The sequence below is a fragment of the Streptomyces sp. SS7 genome (assembly GCF_037993025.1).
In the GTDB taxonomy this organism is placed as follows: domain Bacteria; phylum Actinomycetota; class Actinomycetes; order Streptomycetales; family Streptomycetaceae; genus Streptomyces.
In genome coordinates this window covers 5,377,832-5,395,589 of record NZ_CP141223.1, presented here as the reverse complement: position 1 = coordinate 5,395,589, position 17,758 = coordinate 5,377,832, and the positions used below count along the sequence as shown (strand labels likewise).

18 protein-coding genes are annotated in these 17,758 nt (G+C 71.9%); 10 read left to right on the top strand and 8 right to left on the bottom strand.

The features are described 5' to 3' along the window. Positions 1-51 precede the first annotated feature (51 nt). Together U5640_RS24960 and U5640_RS24955 are read right to left on the bottom strand one after the other, a co-directional pair. Positions 52-732 carry a response regulator transcription factor gene (locus U5640_RS24960; RefSeq protein ID WP_015659563.1) on the bottom strand — a complete coding sequence of 227 codons (681 nt, stop codon included), beginning with the start codon at positions 730-732 and terminating at the stop codon, positions 52-54. Next, complete coding sequence (locus U5640_RS24955; protein WP_340377971.1) at positions 729-2,138, bottom strand: ATP-binding protein; 1,410 nt, start codon at positions 2,136-2,138, stop codon at positions 729-731. The genes U5640_RS24960 and U5640_RS24955 overlap by 4 nt, the downstream gene beginning before the upstream one ends. 190 nt (positions 2,139-2,328) lie before the next feature. Between U5640_RS24955 and phoU the strand changes: the two genes are divergently transcribed. The 4 genes from phoU (at position 2,329) to U5640_RS24935 (ending at position 6,655) form a co-directional block, all read left to right on the top strand. Then, positions 2,329-3,030: a phosphate signaling complex protein PhoU gene (phoU, locus tag U5640_RS24950; protein ID WP_340377970.1), complete on the top strand. Its 702-nt coding sequence runs from the start codon at positions 2,329-2,331 to the stop codon at positions 3,028-3,030. 414 nt (positions 3,031-3,444) lie between these two features. After that, positions 3,445-3,693 (top strand): SCO4226 family nickel-binding protein, encoded by a 249-nt coding sequence (locus tag U5640_RS24945; protein ID WP_340377969.1) that lies wholly within the window; start codon positions 3,445-3,447, stop codon positions 3,691-3,693. Positions 3,694-3,795: 102 nt separating this feature from the next. Beyond that, the gene (locus tag U5640_RS24940) at positions 3,796-4,560 is read left to right on the top strand and encodes a rhomboid family intramembrane serine protease (RefSeq protein WP_340377968.1); all 765 of its coding nucleotides are present in this window, start codon (positions 3,796-3,798) and stop codon (positions 4,558-4,560) included. A gap of 1,528 nt (positions 4,561-6,088) precedes the next feature. After that, positions 6,089-6,655 (top strand): DinB family protein, encoded by a 567-nt coding sequence (locus U5640_RS24935; RefSeq protein ID WP_340377967.1) that lies wholly within the window; start codon positions 6,089-6,091, stop codon positions 6,653-6,655. 30 nt (positions 6,656-6,685) lie between these two features. On the opposite strand, the gene U5640_RS24930 is transcribed toward U5640_RS24935, so the two are convergent. Beyond that, on the bottom strand, positions 6,686-7,018 hold the full coding sequence (locus U5640_RS24930) for a DUF6083 domain-containing protein (protein ID WP_340385310.1): 333 nt from the start codon (positions 7,016-7,018) through the stop codon (positions 6,686-6,688). A 312-nt stretch (positions 7,019-7,330) separates the two neighbouring features. On the opposite strand from U5640_RS24930, the gene U5640_RS24925 reads away from it, so the two are divergent. Then, entirely contained in the window at positions 7,331-7,627 is a 297-nt protein-coding gene (locus U5640_RS24925; RefSeq protein ID WP_340377966.1) for a ribosomal protein L7/L12, read from the top strand. A gap of 91 nt (positions 7,628-7,718) precedes the next feature. Here U5640_RS24925 and U5640_RS24920 read toward each other — a convergent pair whose 3' ends face one another. Next, positions 7,719-8,480 carry a phosphoglyceromutase gene (locus U5640_RS24920; protein ID WP_340377965.1) on the bottom strand — a complete coding sequence of 254 codons (762 nt, stop codon included), beginning with the start codon at positions 8,478-8,480 and terminating at the stop codon, positions 7,719-7,721. A 161-nt stretch (positions 8,481-8,641) separates the two neighbouring features. Here U5640_RS24920 and U5640_RS24915 point away from each other — a divergent pair, with 161 nt between their 5' ends. Further along, a complete protein-coding gene (locus U5640_RS24915; protein WP_340377964.1) occupies positions 8,642-9,928 on the top strand; it encodes an MFS transporter in 1,287 nt (428 codons plus the stop codon). Positions 9,929-10,055: 127 nt separating this feature from the next. On the opposite strand, the gene U5640_RS24910 is transcribed toward U5640_RS24915, so the two are convergent. Then, positions 10,056-10,487, bottom strand: coding sequence for a DUF2000 domain-containing protein (locus U5640_RS24910; protein ID WP_340377963.1), 432 nt, complete (start codon positions 10,485-10,487; stop codon positions 10,056-10,058). A 49-nt stretch (positions 10,488-10,536) separates the two neighbouring features. On the opposite strand from U5640_RS24910, the gene U5640_RS24905 reads away from it, so the two are divergent. Then, entirely contained in the window at positions 10,537-11,343 is an 807-nt protein-coding gene (locus tag U5640_RS24905) for an AraC family transcriptional regulator (RefSeq protein ID WP_340377962.1), read from the top strand. Here the strand turns inward: U5640_RS24905 and U5640_RS24900 are convergent, their stop codons facing one another. Then, positions 11,344-11,865, bottom strand: coding sequence for a YbjN domain-containing protein (locus tag U5640_RS24900; protein ID WP_340377961.1), 522 nt, complete (start codon positions 11,863-11,865; stop codon positions 11,344-11,346). It lies immediately after the preceding gene. After that, a complete protein-coding gene (gene mshA, locus U5640_RS24895; RefSeq protein ID WP_340377960.1) occupies positions 11,858-13,195 on the bottom strand; it encodes a D-inositol-3-phosphate glycosyltransferase in 1,338 nt (445 codons plus the stop codon). The genes U5640_RS24900 and mshA overlap by 8 nt, the downstream gene beginning before the upstream one ends. Before the next feature lie 216 nt (positions 13,196-13,411). On the opposite strand from mshA, the gene U5640_RS24890 reads away from it, so the two are divergent. From U5640_RS24890 to U5640_RS24880, 3 genes are all read left to right on the top strand, one after another. Continuing rightward, positions 13,412-14,224: a class I SAM-dependent methyltransferase gene (locus U5640_RS24890; protein ID WP_340377959.1), complete on the top strand. Its 813-nt coding sequence runs from the start codon at positions 13,412-13,414 to the stop codon at positions 14,222-14,224. Positions 14,225-14,477: 253 nt separating this feature from the next. Then, the gene (locus U5640_RS24885; protein ID WP_340377958.1) at positions 14,478-15,566 is read left to right on the top strand and encodes an NlpC/P60 family protein; all 1,089 of its coding nucleotides are present in this window, start codon (positions 14,478-14,480) and stop codon (positions 15,564-15,566) included. A 288-nt stretch (positions 15,567-15,854) separates the two neighbouring features. Further along, positions 15,855-17,213: a fused response regulator/phosphatase gene (locus U5640_RS24880; protein ID WP_340377957.1), complete on the top strand. Its 1,359-nt coding sequence runs from the start codon at positions 15,855-15,857 to the stop codon at positions 17,211-17,213. 84 nt (positions 17,214-17,297) lie between these two features. On the opposite strand, the gene U5640_RS24875 is transcribed toward U5640_RS24880, so the two are convergent. Further along, complete coding sequence (locus U5640_RS24875; RefSeq protein ID WP_340385308.1) at positions 17,298-17,642, bottom strand: DUF2516 family protein; 345 nt, start codon at positions 17,640-17,642, stop codon at positions 17,298-17,300. Positions 17,643-17,758 lie beyond the last annotated feature (116 nt).

The window sequence follows — 17,758 nt, the reverse complement described above, 5'->3', positions numbered from 1 at the left end:
CCCTGTCGTACGTCGGCCGCTCCGCGGAGGACGGTCTGGCGGTCTGGCGGTCTACGGCTCGAACTTGTACCCCAGCCCGCGGACCGTCACCAGGTACCGGGGCGCGCCCGGGTCGGGCTCGATCTTGGCGCGGAGGCGCTTGACGTGGACGTCGAGGGTCTTGGTGTCGCCCACGTAGTCGGCGCCCCAGACCCGGTCGATGAGCTGCATGCGCGTGAGGACACGGCCTGCGTTGCGCAGCAGCATCTCCAGGAGGTCGAACTCCTTGAGGGGCAGGTCGACCTTGGAGCCGGAGACCGTGACGACGTGGCGGTCCACGTCCATGCGGACCGGGCCCGCCTCCAGGGCGGCCGGGGTCACCTCCTCCGGCTCGCCGCGCCGGCGCAGGACGGCCCGGATCCGGGCGACCAGCTCGCGCGAGGAGAACGGCTTGGTGACGTAGTCGTCGGCTCCTATCTCCAGGCCGACGACCTTGTCGATCTCGCTGTCCTTGGCGGTCACCATGATCACGGGGACGTTGGAGCGGCCGCGCAGCTGCCGGCACACCTCCGTGCCGGGCAGACCCGGCAGCATCAGGTCGAGGAGGACGAGGTCGGCGCCGTTGCGCTCGAACTCGTCGAGTCCGTCGGGCCCGGTGGTCGCGACGGCGACCTCGAAACCCTCCTTGCGGAGCATGTACGACAGGGCGTCGGAGAAGGACTCCTCGTCCTCGACGACGAGCACTCGGGTCACGGAAGGACCTCCGGGGCGGAAAGCGTCTGGTACGCGGTCGAATCGGGGGATGAGCGGCGGGACGGTGTGGGAGAGGGGGTGGGTGGGATGCCGCCGGCCTGCCCGTCCTCGTCATTGAGGTCGTCCAGGTCGTCGAAGGTGTCCAGACCTTCGAGGCCTTCCGGGTCGTCGGGATCCGGATGCTGGTGGGCGCGATCGCGGTCGCGGGCGGCCGCTGCGGCCTCGGGCAGCCGCAGGGTGAACGTGGAGCCCTGTCCCTCGGCGCTCCACACCGTGACCTCCCCGCCGTGCGAGGCGGCCACGTGCTTGACGATCGCGAGCCCGAGGCCCGTACCGCCCGTCTGACGGGAGCGGGCCGGGTCGACTCGGTAGAAGCGCTCGAAGATGCGCTCCTTGTCCTTGTCGGAGATCCCGATGCCCTGGTCGGTCACCGCGATCTCGATCAGGTCCCCGCCCGGCGCGGTCACCCGGCGGGCGGCGATGCCGACCCGGGTGCGGGCGGGCGAGTAGTTGACGGCGTTCTCGACGAGGTTGCCGAGGGCGGCGGCCAGCTGGCCGCGGTTGCCCCAGATCCGCAGGTCGGCGGTGCCGCCCGACCGTCCCCCACCACCCTCGAGTCCTTCGGGCGCCGCCACGCTCGTGGCCATGGTGATCTGCTTGGTGCCGGCCTGGTGCCGGCAGCGGTCGACCGCCTCGGCGACCAGTTCGTCGACGCCCACGGGCTCGGCGTCCTCCAGCGGATCGTCGTTCTGGACCCGGGAGAGGTCGATCAGTTCCTGCACCAGGTTCGTCAGCCGGGTCGCCTCGATCTGCATCCGACCGGCGAACCGCTCCACCGCCTCCGGGTCGTCCGAGGCGTCCATGACGGCCTCGGAGAGCAGGGAGAGCGCGCCGACCGGGGTCTTCAGCTCATGACTGACGTTGGCGACGAAGTCCCGCCGCACCGCCTCGATCCGCCGGGCCTCGGTGAGGTCCTCCACGAGCAGCAGCACCAGCCGGGAGCCCAGTGGCGCCACCCGCGCGGAGACCGCGAGGGCCTCGCCGCGCCCGGTGCCCCGCCGCGGCAGGTCCAGCTCGACCTGCCGTATCTCCCCGTCGCGCCGGGTGTCCCGGGCCATCTTGAGCATCGGCTCGACAGCCAGTTTTCCGCCACGGACGAGGCCCAGGGCGTATGCCGCGGAACTCGCCTTGACGACGGCGTCGGCCTCGTCCAGGACGACGGCCGACGAACGCAGCACCGACAGGACCGTGTCCACGCCGGGCGGGAGCACGGGATCGGTGTGCAGGGAGCTACGGGTGGGGCGTGCCTGGTCGCGCTCGCTCCAGCGGAACGCCAGCATGGCGATGACACCGGTGAGCACCCCGGCGATCGCTGCCGCTGCGGCGACCGCCGCGTTCACGTCCATGCGTCCAGGTTAGGCACGGGATCCGGCGTGACCACAGCCATGCGGGTGCGACCTCGAACACTCGTCGCCCAGAGTTCACCTTGGAGCCAGTAGTGGTTCATTTGAGGTGACTGAATCCGACGCGTAGCGGGCGGACCGTGGCACCGTGGGGTTCGCCCCGGAGCATACGTACGTACGAGAGGGAATCCTGATGCGGGACGCGTACCACGAGGAACTTGACTCGATAGGCGACAGCCTGGTGGAGATGGCCCGGCTGGTCGGGTCGGCGATCGGGCGCGCCACGACCGCCATCCTCGACTCCGACCTGAAGCTCGCCGAGAGCGTCATCGAGAACGACCAGAGGGTCGACGAGCTGCAGCACGACCTGGAGGCGAAGGCCATCGCGCTGCTCGCCCGCCAGCAGCCGGTCGCCACCGACCTGCGGATCGTCGTCACCTCCCTGCGGATGTCGGCCGACCTGGAGCGCTCGGGCGACCTCGCCCAGCACGTGGCGAAGCTCGCCCGGCTGCGCTTCCCGAACCGGGCGGTGCCGCACGACCTGCACGCCACGATCCTGGAGATGGGCCAGCTCGCGCAGCGCCTGATGGCGAAGGCGGCGGAGTGCATCATCACCAAGGACGTCGACCTGGCGCTCCAGCTGGAGCAGGACGACGACGAGATGGACCTGCTGCACCGCACGCTCTTCCAGCACCTGATCGACGACCGCTGGAAGCACGGCATCGAGACCGCCGTCGACGTGACCCTGCTGGGCCGCTACTACGAGCGGTTCGCCGACCACGCGGTGGCGGTCGCCAAGCGCGTGGTGTTCCTGGTGACCGGTGAGCACGCGGACGAGCTCCAGCCCGACATCCAGCCGGACATCCAGCCGGCCACGGGGACCGAGGGGGCGTAGGGCTGCCGGGGAGGCAGGTGACGGGCTTCCGGAGAGCGTGCGGGCGCCACTGTGCGCCGTTGATGCGCCCGGCACAAGGGGCATGAAATGGGCACAGGCCCTACGCCTCCGGGAGGAACCCATGGCCGAGTCCCCCAGCACGCCTCAGCCCGACCCCACCCAGGAACGCCCGACCGGGCAGCCCGCCGAGATCAGGAACCTGATGCTGATCGGCGCGTGCGGCTGCGGTTCGGGGTGCGGCTGCGGGTGCCAGTCGGGCAGCCCGTGCCAGTGCGGCTGAGCGCTGCGTCGTACGTACGACAGGGCGGGGCCCGGTGACCACACCGGGCCCCGCCCTCTTGTCGCGTCAGCGCCGGTGCGGGCGCAGCATGGAGGGGACGTGCAGGCACCTCAGCCGGAAAGGGGGTGGGCACCATGCCCAAGTTCATGGACGTCCACCACAACATGAAGGGCATCACCCGCGAGCAGCTCCTCCAGGCGCACCAGGACGACCTCGCGATAGAAGGCGAGGAGGGCGTCCACTTCGAGTCCGCGTGGGCGGACCCCGACTCCGGCGTCGTCTACTGCCTCTCGGAGGCCCCGTCGGCGGAGGCGGTGCAGCGCATCCACGAGCGCACGGGCCACCGGGCCGACGAGGTCCACGCGGTCCCGCTCCAGGTGTGAAAGCTGCATGATGGAGGTACGGCGGGTGGGAGCCCGTCGGACGGAAGTCCGCCGGGTGGGAGTCCGCCGGGTGGGAGTCCGTCGGGTGGAGGGGGAGACACCATGGACAGGCCGACGTCGTCCGACGCACAGCTGATGGTCGCGGAGGCACGCAAGGCGTTCTTCGTGATGTTCGGGTTCCTGGCGCTGGTCTGGCTGGTGCAGCTGGCCAACTTCGCCGACGACTACGCGCCGGCCCGCGAGTACGGGCTGGTCTCCGGCGACGTCGGCTCCCTGCCGCACCTCCTCACGGCGCCCTTCCTGCACTGGAGCTGGGCGCACATCGAGAGCAACTCCGGTCCCCTGTTCATCTTCGGCTTCCTGGCCGCGTACCGCGGGGTGCTGCGTTTCCTCGGGTTGAGCCTGCTGGTGGCGGTGACCAGTGGCCTCGCGGTCTGGCTCTTCGAGGGCGGCAACGCGGAGACGGTCGGCGCGAGCGGTCTGATCTTCGGCTACTTCGGCTACGTCGTCGTCCGCGGCCTCGTCGACCGCCATCTCGTCGACACGCTCATCGGGGTCGTGATGGCGGCATCCTTCGCCTACATGCTCACGGTGGCGGTCCCCGGCACACCCGGCGTCAGCTGGCTGGCCCACCTGGGCGGCCTGGCCGGCGGGCTCCTGGGAGCGTGGCTCTTCCGCGACCGCACCAGGCGCCCGGGGGCGGCCAAGCCGCGGCGGGACTCCTCCGACAGTTCCTCCAACCGTCCTTCCGGCTCTTCCGGTGGCGCTTCTGGCGGCTCGGCGCCCCAACTCCCCGGCACCACAGCCCCCGCCGGGCACCCTCGGGCGGACCTGCACAAGGAACTGGGGGACTTGGGGCTGCTCTGACGGAGCGCGGGCGGAGGCGAGACGGGCACCGGGCAGGGCTTCGCCCGATAACCCGATAAGCGCTGGTCCGTTTCCTCGCTCGCGTCCTTGCCCGCGCCCGCACCCGCGCCCGCACCCGCACTCGCGTTCGTACTCGCGCCCGCGCCCGCGCCCGCGAGGATGGCGAGGATCACCAGCACGACCACGACCAGCAGGGCCAGAACGGCCACGGTGGTGGTCGTGGGGTAGTTCCACAGGAAGAGGACCAGGCCACCGGCGCCGATGACCACGGCCGTGGTCACGGCCCGGTTCGTGCGCAGCCACTGTCCGGCGGCCCCTGTCCGCACCCCCCTCCGGGCGAGCGCGTGCCCGGCGGTTGCGGTGCCGTGGGCCGCGGCCGAGCGCACGGCGGTCGCGCCGCGGCCGGGCCCGTACAGATACCCCGCGCCCACGACGAACAGGGCCGCGAGGAGCGCGGTGAGGGCGGCCTCCCGGAGGAACCGCACCAGGGTGTCGTAGACCGCTGCCGCGGCGTCCCGCGACCGGGCGGCCTGAGGCACCGCGTCCAGACAGATCTGGCGGGTGACGGCGAGCCCGACGAGGAGGCCGCACATCATGAGACCGGTGCCGATGCCGCCGGCCATCAGCGCGACCCGGCGCGAGGGCGCCACCCAGATGCCCAGGCCACCGAGCAGAACCACTGTCAGGGGCAGCCACGGCCCGACGGCACCGAGCCAGCGGGCACCGTCGCGGGCCGCGCCCAGGTTGTCGTTGCGGACCAGCACGATCGATCGGTCGGCCCCGGGAATGTCGTCCGCCTTGACGAGCGTCGCGCCGATGAGTTGCTTCTGCACTTCCTCCACCACCGGGCCGACGTTCAGGGTGAGGGTGTCGCCCTTGATCTCGAGCGCTCCGCCTCCCTCTCCGGTGAGGACGTTCGTCGCGACGGTGTGCGCGCCGCGATTGACGCTGTCCCACGCCTTGGCGAAGGCATCGCTCGTCACCACTTTCCCGACCGCGAAGCGCACACCCGTCGTCACCCCGGCCTTGAGCTGGTCGTCCAGCGACCGGGCCGTGTCGACGAGGAAGCGGGGTGCGTCGCGGTCGGCCAGCGTGTCGGCGAGCGCACGGCTGATCCTGCGCACGTCGATCTTCTTCACCAGCCCGTCGGTGACGCGATCGATCACCACCTTCCGCACGGCGGGGTCCCTGGCGAGGGGTGAGACGGTCTGCTCATACCGGTCGACGTCGGTGATCTCGGAGTTCACCCACGTGGCGACGACGGTGACGGGCGCGAGCAGAACGGCGAGCGCGAGAAGCAGGGACGCCGCACAGAGTCGCAGGCGACGTAGGTGCGTGTCGCGCGTGCGCCGGGGCCGTTCGTCCTCCGCAAGTTCGGCAGCCACCAAGAGCCTCCCTCCGCCGGGGCACTCGGCACATCACGGCGGGCCGGTCCTACCCCCGCGCGACCACTCGCCGAGTTCCCAGCGGACGCGGGCGCAACCCCTGCGCGCGCGGCCCGCACGACCGGTGTTTGTAGGGTGCGGAGATGAAGAGAAGCGAGCGACTCGCGGACCAGCTGGACCGGCACTGGCACAAGAACCTGCGGCCGCGGCTGCACGGCCTCACCGATGAGGAGTACTTCTGGGAGCCGGTGCGCGGCTGCTGGAGCATCCGCCGACGGGACACGTCGGCCGCACCGATGCCGGCGGCTTCCGGGGAATGGACGATGGACTTCGCGGTCCCTGCCCCGGTGCCGCCGCCGGCGCCGGTGACCACGATCGCCTGGCGGCTGGCGCACATCATCGTCTCCTGCCTGGGCTATCGGGTCGGATGGCACTTCGGCGGCCCGGACGTCGACTCTGAGACCTTCGCCTACGCGGGCACCGCCGACGAGGCACTGAAACAGCTCGACGAGATGTACGGGAGATGGAACGCGGGGGTCCGCGAGCTCTCGGACGCCGACCTGGAGAATCCGCCCGCGGTGGGTCCCGAGCGGTTTCCCATGGAGGGCATCGTCCTGCACGTCAACAGGGAGCTGATCCATCACGGCGCCGAGATCTCCCTGCTGCGCGACCTCTACCACTGGCAGGACGGAGCCGCCGGCTCGCGATGACGGAACGGGCCCGGCCGGCTGGGCCGTGACTTACGGCTCGCCCCACTCGGGCACGCACGTCATGCTGTGAGCCGGCACGACGGGCTCGCCCGGTAGTGGCTCTATTCCGCGGACCCGAACAGCCACGATGCCGGCGGGAAGGTGGGCCCGGGTCGGCAGCCTCATCAAACGCCACCTGAAGGCCGCGGGGACGTCTTTGGCGGGCAGTTCCACCAGGGCGAGGCTGACCCATCGGTCATAGACGGTCGGGTACACCCGGACGGAATCGCCGCATTCTGCACATACCGGCGGCTCGACCCATGCCACGTCGTCGGGGTCGGGCTCGGGCCTGGGGGCGGCCGTGGCTCCGTCGGCCTCGGCCATCTCGTTGGCGAGGACGTTCCAGCATCTCTCGCAGTAACCCGCCATGAGGCCGATCCGCCCGCGCTCACACACGAAGCGGCCGACCTCTCCGCAGCGAACACACCTGGACTGGCCACCATCCCGCGTCGCCCCCATGTGTTCGAGTGTGAGCGGATCTGACGGAGTCCCAGTAGGTCGCGATTCAGCCTCATTGGGCGATCACGTCACCTGGACGCCGGAGAGAACACCAAGGCCCTCGCCGAGTACCGCGGCCACTCGGTCCGGGTCTGACCCTCGCGTGTACGCTCCGGTTCGCTGAGGCAGGAGGGCGAGATGTCCGACGAGGAGTCCACCAAGTACTACACGCTGCTCTGCGACGACCCGTCCCACGAAGTGGTGCTCGTCGACTGCGGGCCCCGCGAAATGGATGTGGTCCTGGCAGTGCGCAAGGTGACCGGGCTGAGCTTGTGGCACAGCCGGGTCCTGGCGCGCCAAGCGCCCGTCCGCCTCCTTGGGGGTCTGTCTGCGTACAGGGCCCAGTCCGCTGTCGCCGTGCTCCAAAGCGCCGGAGCCGGAGCGGAGTGGAGACAGGAACCGGAGCCCGGAGAGCGCACGGCCCCATCGGCCTGACGGCCCAGAGACTTCCCAGAGACGGCCCAGAGGCAGCGAAAAGCCCCCTCCCGGCGGAGAACCCGCAGGTAGGGGGCTTGTTCAGCTCTGCTTACTTCTTCTTGCCCTGGTTCTTGACCGCCTCGATCGCCGCTGCCGCCGCCTCGGGGTCGAGGTAGGTGCCGCCCGGGGTCAGGGGCTTGAAGTCGGCGTCCAGTTCGTAGGACAGGGGGATGCCCGTCGGGATGTTCAGGCCCGCGATGTCCGCGTCCGAGATGCCGTCGAGGTGCTTGACCAGGGCGCGGAGGCTGTTGCCGTGGGCCGCGACCAGGACCGTGCGGCCGGCCAGGAGGTCGGGGACGATGCCGTCGTACCAGTAGGGGAGCATCCGGACGACGACGTCCTTCAGGCACTCCGTGCGGGGGCGCAGCTCCGGGGGGATGGAGGCGTAGCGCGGGTCCGCGGCCTGCGAGAACTCCGAGTCGTCGGCGAGCGGCGGGGGCGGGGTGTCGTAGGAGCGGCGCCAGAGCATGAACTGCTCCTCGCCGAACTCGGCCAACGTCTGTGCCTTGTCCTTGCCCTGGAGGGCGCCGTAGTGGCGCTCGTTCAGGCGCCAGGAGCGGTGGACCGGGATCCAGTGGCGGTCCGCCGACTCGAGGGCGAGCTGCGCGGTGCGGATGGCGCGCTTCTGGAGGGACGTGTGGACCACGTCGGGCAGCAGGTCGGCGTCCTTCAGGAGCTCACCGCCGCGGACCGCCTCCTTCTCGCCCTTCTCGTTGAGGTTGACGTCCACCCAGCCGGTGAACAGGTTCTTCGCGTTCCATTCGCTCTCGCCGTGGCGGAGGAGGATCAGCTTGTACGGTGCGTCGGCCATGGCTATGAGCGTAATCCACCGTCCTGATGCGGTGCGCCCCTGCTCGTTCCTCGGACGGTTGACTGGTTCTGTTAATCCGCTCGCTTCCGGCGCCCCCCACTTCGTAAGTTGTGCACATCGTCTGCACCACTTACCGACTCCGACCCACGGGGGGCTCCGCCATGTCCGTCACCGCACTCAGACGTGCCGCCCGCGAGACCCTCTCCGGGCTGCCCCGTGAGTTCTGGTGGCTCTGGACGAGCACGCTCGTCAACCGGCTGGGCGGGTTCGTCGCCACCTTCATGGCGCTGTATCTGACGCTCGACCGGGGCTACTCCGCCTCCTACGCCGGGCTGGTCGCCTCGCTGCACGGGCTGGGCGGGGTCGTCTCCTCGCTGGGCGGCGGGGTGATGGCGGACCGGATCGGGCGGCGGCCCACGCTGCTGTTCTCGCAGATCGCCACGGCCGGCTCGGTCGCCGTGCTCGGGTTCGTCACCGATCCCGTCGCCATCGCCGGGGTCGCGTGCGTCGTCGGCGCCGCGTCGAACGCCTCTCGGCCGGCCGTCCAGGCCATGATGGCCGACATCGTGCGGCCCGAGGACCGGGTGCGGGCCTTCTCCCTCAACTACTGGGCGATCAACCTGGGGTTCGCGGTCTCCTCCATGGCCGCCGGGTTCATCGCCGAGGTCAGCTACCGCGCCGGGTTCCTGCTGGAGGCCGGGATGACCTTCGTGTGCGCCGTCGTCATCTTCCTCAAGCTGCCGGAGTCCCGGCCGGATCAGGAGAGCAAGGCAGCGGTGCGGGAGGAGTCGGTCGGGCTCGGGACCGTGGTGCGCGATCTGCGGTTCATGAGTGTCGTCGGGCTGTCGTTCCTGGTGGCGCTCGTCTTCCAGCAGGGGTCCGTGGGGCTGCCGGTGGCCATGGGCGCCGCCGGGTTCACTCCCGCCGACTACGGTTTCGCCATCGCGGTCAACGGTGTGCTGATCGTGGTGCTCCAGATCCCGGTCACCCGCTTCATCGAGCACCGGGACCCGCGACGGCTGCTGGTGATCTCCTCGGCCCTCGCGGGGTACGGCTTCGGGCTCACCGCCTTCGCCGGGTCGGTCGGTGTCTTCGCGCTCACCGTCTGCGTGTGGACCCTCGCCGAGATCGTCAACGCGCCGACCCAGACCGGGCTCGTCGTGGCCCTCTCCCCCACCCACGGCCGCGGGCGCTACCAGGGCATGTACACCCTGTCCTGGGCCGTCGCCTCGCTGGTCGCACCCGTGATGTCCGGTTTCGTCATCGACCGGTTCGGGGCGGAGTGGCTGTGGGGGATGTGCGCGGTCGTGGGGACGGTCGCCGGGGCCGGTTACGCCGTGCTGATGCGGCGTCCGGCGGACGAGGAGCCCGTCGCCGACGGCGGCGGCGAGGTGACGGAGGAGGGGCGCACGGCAGCGGTGCGGACCGGGTCCGGCACCGGCGCGTGAGGCCGGGGCACACCCCGGTGCGCGCGCGAGGCCGTAGACACCCACCGCCGCACGGTCGCCGGCATGTGCCCACCACCGCACGGTTCCAAGGGGACGGACACCCACCGCCTCCCCCGCCCGCGGCCCCTCACGGATGCATCCGCGCCCCCTTCATCACCTTGTCCACCGCGTTGCGGGGCCCGTACACCGCGAGTCCCACCGGGTCCAGCTCCGCCGTCCGGACGGCCCGTACCGCGGCCCGGTTGTCGCGGTCGTTGCCGGTGGCGAAGAGGTCGCCGGTGAACACCGCGCGCGGGAGGGAACGGGACAGCACGCGCGCGTGGGCCGCGGCCAGCGTCTCCTGCGTGCCCTCGAAGACCAGCACCGGCTGGCGGAACATCGGCAGGTAGGGCACGCCGTCGCCGTCCTCGTAGGGCTCCCCGACCACCTCGGGGAGCCGGGTGCCCAGGCCGCTGACCAGGAAGGCGGTGACGTTGAGGCGCTGCCAGGACTCCAGGTCCTCGCGGAGCAGCACGGCGATCTTGGTGTCGAAGCGAGTCACGGGCGTGGTCGTAGTCATGGTGCGAGACTGCCGACCGTCGTACGGGGCCGTCTTGTACGTTTTTTGCATGGCACCCCACCGGCAGGTCTCCGCCTGGCGCCCCCGGATCCCCGGGGTCGTGGAGGTCTTCCACGCCCACTTCACCGCGTACGCCTATCCGATGCACGTGCACGACGTGTGGACGCTGCTCATCGTCGACGACGGGGCCGTACGGTACGACCTCGACCGGCACCGGCACGGCACCCCGCACGACACGGTCACCCTGCTGCCGCCGCACGTGCCGCACAACGGCTCGGCCGCCACCCCGCACGGGTTCCGCAAGCGTGTGCTGTACCTGGACGGCACCCGTCTCGGCGAGGATCTGGTCGGGGCGGCCGTCGACCGGCCCGATCTGCGCGATCCGGTGCTGAGGGACCGGGTCGGCCGGCTGCACACCGCGCTCGCGCAGGGTGGGGAGGAGCTGGAGGCCGAGAGCAGGCTGACGTTCATCGGCGAGCGGCTGCGCACGCATCTGCGGCCCTCGGCGGCCGTGCCGGGGACCCCGCGCAGCGACCCGGTGCTCGCCCGCCGGCTGCGGGAACTCCTCGACGCGTCCGTCGTCCGGGGCATCGGGCTGGCGGAGGCGGCGCGGGTCCTCGGGGCCCATCCCGCGCATCTGGTGCGGGCGTTCAGCGGCGCGTACGGCATCGCACCGCACCAGTACCTGACCGCACGCCGGGTGGAGCGGGCCCGGTGGCTGCTGCTCGACGGGGTGCCGGCCGGTGAGGTGGCCGTGGCGGCCGGGTTCTTCGACCAGTCCCATCTCACCCGGCACTTCCGCAGGTCGGTGGGGGGCACACCGGGGCGGTACGCGCGCGGGGCGTCCGCCCCCTGATCACCCGTCGGCCGGCCGGGGCCCGTCCGGGTGCCCGGTGAGGTGGGCGAAGGCGTCCAGGTTGCGGGTCGGCTCGCCCCGGGAGACCCGCCAGGCGTACTCCCTGCGGATCGCGGAGGCGAACCCCAGCTCCAGCAGGGTGTTGAAAGCGCCGTCCGCCGCCTCCAGGACCTGGCCGAGGAGGCGGTCCACCTCGTCGGGCGTCACCGACGGCAGGGGCAGCCGGGCGGTGACGTACACGTCTCCGAGCTGGTCGACGGCGTAACTCACGCCGTACAGCTTGAGGTTGCGCTCCAGCAGCCAGCGGTGGACGCCGGGCTCGTTCTCGTCGGGGTGGCGGATGACGAAGGCGTTGAGGGAGAGGGAGTGGCGGCCGACCAGCAGGGAGACGGTCGTCTTGAGCTTGGCGGTGCCGGGGAGCTGGACGACGTAGGAGCCGGGGCGCGGGTCCTCCCACTCCAGCTCCGCGCCCGCGAGGTACGCCTCGATGATCCGCGCCGCGTTCTTCTCCGCCTCACCCATGCTGGGAGCGTACGGGACGGCGGTGGGCCTGGATCGCGGCCGTGTAGACGTCGGCGGTGACGGCTGCCGCCGTGTCCCAGCCGAAGGACTGGGCGTGGGCGGCGGCGGCCGTGCCCATCCGGGCGGGCAGCTCCGGGGTGTCGGCGAAACGTTCGAGCACGCGCGCGTACGCCGTCGGGTCGTGGCCCTGGACGAGGAAGCCCGTCTCGCCGTCGCGCACGGCCACCGGGAGGCCGCCGACCGCCGCGGCGAGCACCGGGGTCCCGGCCGCCTGGGCCTCTATGGCGACCAGGCCGAAGGACTCGCTGTAGGACGGCACGACGAGGACGGAGGCGGCGCGGAACCAGTCCGCGAGCTGGTCCTGGCCGACGGGCGGGCGGAACCGTACGACGTCCGCGACGCCGAGCCGGGCGGCGAGCTTCTGCAGGCCCTCCGGCTTGGCGAGGCCGCTGCCGCTGGGGCCGCCGACGACCGGTACGACGAGCCGGGTGCGCAGATCGGGGCGTACGTCGAGGAGGGCGGCGACGGCGCGCACGAGGACGTCGGGGGCCTTCAGGGGCTGGATGCGGCCCGCGAAGAGGGGGATCAGCGCGTCCTGCGGGAGGCCGAGGCGGGAACGGGCGGCGGCACGTCCGTCGGCCGGGGAGAAGCGGTCGAGGTTGACGCCCGGGTGGACGACCGCGACCTTGCCGGGGTCGGCGCCGTAGTGCCGTACGAGTTCGTCGGCCTCCTCCGCCGTGTTGGCGATGAGACGGTCGGCGGCCTCGACGATCTGGGTCTCGCCGATGACCCGGGCGGCGGGTTCCGGGGTGTCGCCGTCGGCGAGGTTGGCGTTCTTGACCTTGGCCATGGTGTGCATCGCGTGCACCAGGGGGGCGCCCCAGCGCTGGGCGGCGAGCCAGCCGACGTGGCCGGAGAGCCAGTAGTGGGAGTGGACCAGGTCGTAGTAGCCGGGGCGGTGGCCGGCCCAGGCCTGCATCACGCCGTGGGTGAAGGCGCACAGCTGGGCGGGGAGGTCCTCCTTGTTGAGCCCTTCGTAGGGTCCTGCGTCGATGTGGCGGACGAGGACGCCGGGGGCCATCTCCACCTTCGGGGGGAGCGCGGCGGCGGTCGCGCGCGTGAAGATCTCCACCTCGATGTTGATCGCGGCGAGGCGCTGGGCGAGCTCCACGATGTAGACGTTCATGCCGCCGGCGTCGCCGGTGCCGGGCTGGTGGAGCGGCGAGGTGTGCACGGAGAGCATCGCGACTCGGCGGGGGCGGCGGTGGAGCCTGAGCCGCGGGGGTACCGCCGGAGAGCGACGCCCGAGCCGGCTGGCGTGGTGGCTCACGTGGCGTTCCTCCTTGCTGCGGGCATGCCGGACGGAGGGGGCGAAAGCCTCCCAGGGGGCTGGAACACCGGAGCGAGGCGTTCCCATTCCCGGGTGGGATCATCGGAACGGTGATTTTTGCCTGAGCATTACCCGGATCGCTCAACCGTTCGAGCATCGCGGGCGTCCGCCGGACGCGTCATCGCCCGTCCCGCACACCGCCTACCCTCGTATGCCATGAGCTCCCGCCCGCCCGTGCGCATCGTGGGCACCGTCACCCGCGGGACCACCAACCCCAACCGGCTGCGCCGCATGGACCGCTGGATCGCCGCGACGCACGGCGCCGAGCTGCGGCGGGCCGCCGACCCGGTGGCCGTCGACCTCGGGTACGGCGCGGCGCCCTGGACGGCCGTCGAGCTGCTCGGCCGGCTGCGGTCGGTGGCGCCACGCGCGCGCGTGGTGGGCGTCGAGATCGAGCCCGCGCGGGTCGCCGCCGCGAAGCCGTACGAGCGCGAGGGGCTGTCCTTCCGGCACGGCGGGTTCGAACTGCCCCTCCCCCAGCGGCCCCAGCTGGTGCGGGCCGCCAACGTGCTGCGCCAGTACGACGAGGAGCAGGTCGCCGGGGTGTGGGAGCGGCTGTGCGCGCGGCTCGCGCCGGCCGGCGGGGCGTCGGCGGGCGGGCTGCTCGTGGAGGGGACCTGCGACGAGATCGGGCGTCGGCACGTCTGGGTCGCGCTCGGGCCCGAGGGGCCGCGCACGGTCACCTTCGCGGCCCGGCTGGGGTCGCTGGAGCGGCCGTCGGACCTGGCGGAGCGGCTGCCCAAGGCGCTGATCCACCGCAATGTGCCGGGCGAGCCGGTGCACGCGTTCCTGCGCGACTTCGACCGCGCCTGGGCCGCCGCGGCGCCCTACGCCTCGTACGGCGCCCGCCAGCGCTGGATCCGCGCGGTGCGGGACCTCGCCGCGGACTGGCCGGTGACGGACGGCCCGGCGCGGTGGCGGCAGGGGGAGGCGACGGTGCGGTGGGGGGCGTTGGCGCCTCGGGGCTGACGAAGGGCCGCCTCGCCGCTGTTTCACCGATCGTTCACCCTTTGGTGGGACATGGGAACGATCTCCTTGAGTCGTTCGTCACATCGACGGGGCGATCATCATTCCGGTGGCGTGCCGAAAGGTGCGTGGGGAAGGGGTCAGCTGTTCGGTACCTGTCGGTTCCGGGCCCGACTCTGTCACTTTCGGCCGTGACGTGGCACGATCCCCCGAGCACCGTAAGTTACTGACGGGAAATCAGTTGGGGGGAAGAGGTATGGGTCCGGGCAAGCGCGGCCTGTTCGCGGTCGCGGTGGCGGTCGTCTGCGCGGTGACCGTGCTGGGGGCACCCGGCGCGGCGTTCGCCGCCCCTGACAGCCCCACTCCGTCCCCGACGGCGACGACCGCCCCCGACCTCACCCTCCCGCCCGGCAAGGACCTGGAAGAGGTCCGCGAGAAGCTGGAGACGCTCTACCACGCGGCCGCGGTCGCCACCGACGCGTACAACGCGGCGGAGGAGGCGGCGAAGAAGCAGTCCGCGGAGATCGTCGCCCTCGCCCAGAAGATCGTCGAGGGCCAGGAGCGGCTCGCGAAGCTGAAGGACCGGGCCGGTGCCGCCGCCCGCTCCCAGTACCGCACGGGCGGGCTGCCCGACGAGGCCCAGCTCATGCTGAGCGACGACCCGGGCGACTTCCTCGACGGCGCCGGCCGGGTGCTCCAGGGCCAGCGCGCGACCAAGGGCCTGATCGCGGAACTGACCCGCATCCAGCAGGACTTGGAGCAGTACTCCGCGGACGCCTCCGCCCAGTGGACCAAGCTGGAGGCCAACCGCAAGGCCAGGGCGACGGCCCAGAAGAAGATCGAGAAGCAGATCGCCGCGGCCGAGAAGCTGGAGTCCCAGCTGGAGAAGGCGGAGAAGGAACGCCTCGCCCAACTCCAGGAACAGGCCGACCAGAAGGCACAGACCGCCTGGCTGAACACCGGCATCCTCGACGAGATCGACGGCAAGGCGAGCGCGGCCGGCAAGCAGGCCATCGCCTACGCGACCGCGCAGATAGGGAAGCCGTACGTGTGGGGTGCCGAGGGGCCGGACTCCTTCGACTGCTCCGGGCTGACCTCCGAGGCATGGAAGAGCGCCGGGCACCCGATCCCGCGCACCTCGCAGGAGCAGTGGAAGCAGCTCCCGCACGTACCCGTCGCGGACATGCGCCCCGGCGACCTGATCATCTACTTCGGCGACGCGAGCCATGTCGCTCTCTACGTCGGCGACGGCGCGATCATCCACGCCCCCCGCCCGGGCCGCACGGTCACCCTCGCCGGGGCCGGCACCATGCCGATCCTCGCGGTGGTGCGCCCGGACGCATAGGAGCGAAAGCCCCGAACCGGCCCTCTCACCACCCTCGTGACCCCGCACACGTGACGCACGGCACCGGCCGGACGCCCCAAACCCCCTACGGACGTGACCTTCGTCATCCGCGTCCTGTACCGGCCTGCCCAACTGCGGTACGGAACGCGGCATATGACAGTGGCCTGAGATCAAGCAGCGTGCCGCACACCATTCCGCTGTGGCGCCTTCTGCCGCTATGGTCCCCGTCGGTGGGTCGAGGTCCCTCGTCCCCGCCGTGCCCTCGGGGGGAGGGAAGGAACCCGACACATGCCCGCACCCGTACCGCGGCAGAGAGCGATCCCGGCCGCGGAGTGTGGTCAGGCGCAGGCCGTGCCCGCAGCAGGCGGCCCCTCCGGTGACGCGTACCCGCCCCGGCGGGACGCCGCCCGCACCGACGACGAGACCGTGCGCGACGCCGCCACGGCCGACAACGACACCGCGCACCCCATGCTCACCCTGCTGCTGATCGAGGACGACCCCACGGCCGCGCCGATCGTGCCCGATCTGCTCGACTCGGACGGCAAGCCCATCCGCGTCCGCACCGCCCGCAATCTCACCGAGGCCGAGCGGCTGCTCACCGACGACGTGCACTGCATCCTGCTCGACCTCGCGCTCCCCGCGCCGGGCCGGGCCACGAAGGGTGGCGAGACCGAGGAACTGGCCGTCCTGCGGCACGTCCTGCGGCTCGCGCCCCGGCACGCCGTGCTCGCGCTCACCGCCTCCGGCGACGCCGAGCGCGGCGCCGAGGCCGTACGCGTCGGCGCCCAGGACTATCTCTTCCGGGACGAGCTGGACGGCCGGCTGCTGAGCCGCGCGATCCGCTACGCCGTTGAGAGGAAACGTTCCGACACAGCCGAGCGCAGGCTCGCCGAGGGCAAGCTGCGCGCCCAGGAGAACGCCCGGCTGGAGCGCGGGCTGCTGCCCACGCCGCTCCTGGAGGGCTCCCCGCTGCGCTTCGCCGCCCGCTACCGCCCCGGCCGCTCGCGCGCGCTGCTCGGGGGCGACTTCTACGACACCGTCCGCACCCCCGACGGCACGGTCCACGCGATGATCGGCGACGTCTGCGGGCACGGCCCGGACGAGGCGGCGCTCGGCGTGGAGCTGCGCATCGCCTGGCGGGCGCTGACCCTGGCGGGGCTGTGCGGTGACGAACTGCTCGGAACCCTGCAGCAGGTGCTGGAGCACGAGCGGGACGACGACGAGATCTTCGCGACGCTGTGCACGGTGGACATCGCGCCCGACGGGCGGCGGGCCGGGCTCTGCCTGGCCGGGCACCCGGCGCCGTTGATCGCCGCCCCCGGGCGGCCGGCGCGGCTGCTGCCGCAGGAGAACAACGGGCCCGCGCTCGGACTGGTGCCGGGGGCCCGCTGGCCCCGGATGCAGGTGGAGCTGGGGCCGGAGTGGAGCCTGATGCTCTACACCGACGGGCTGATCGAGGGGCGGGTCGGCGCGGGACGCAAGGAGCGGCTCGGGCAGGACGGCATGGTGGAGATGATCCGGCGGCAGTTCTCCGAGGGGCTGAGCGGGGAGGAGCTGCTGCGGGCCGCGGTGAGTGAGGTGCGGGAGCTCAACGGCGGGGAGCTCACGGACGACGTGGCCGTGGTGCTGTTGGACCGGGTGCCGTAGGGCTTCGCCGCGGGGCTTCGCCGTAGGGCCGTAGGACGGTACGGGGGCGGGTAGGGGGCTGGGCCCCCGGCCCGGGAAGGGGCTCTAGCGGCCGCCGTTGTACGGGCCGTACGGGCCGTCGCTGCTGGAGCCGCCGCCTCGGTGGCTGCGGCCGCCGCCGGGGAGGCCTCGGAGGGCGGGGCGGACGTCGACCATGTAGACGATCGTCGCGACCAGGCCGATGACCGGCAGGAACGACAGGATCGGGAAGATCAGGTTCACCACGAAGGCGATCCCGAGGATGATCATCCAGAAGGGCTTGGTCTGCTTGCCGACGGCGCGGTAGCCGTCCTCGCGGCGGACGGCCGCGTCGATCAGAGCGAAGCCGCTGAACACGATCAGGGCCAGGCTCAACAGTGACATGAACCCTGCGAAACCCTGCATCAGCACTACGTCCACCACCCGACTAGGCACGACCCGGTTCGTCCTTACGCGGTCACCGTACCCGCAACCGCGCGCTCGTCACCCCGTACAACGGGCCGGGCAGCGTTTCCGTGCCCGGCCCG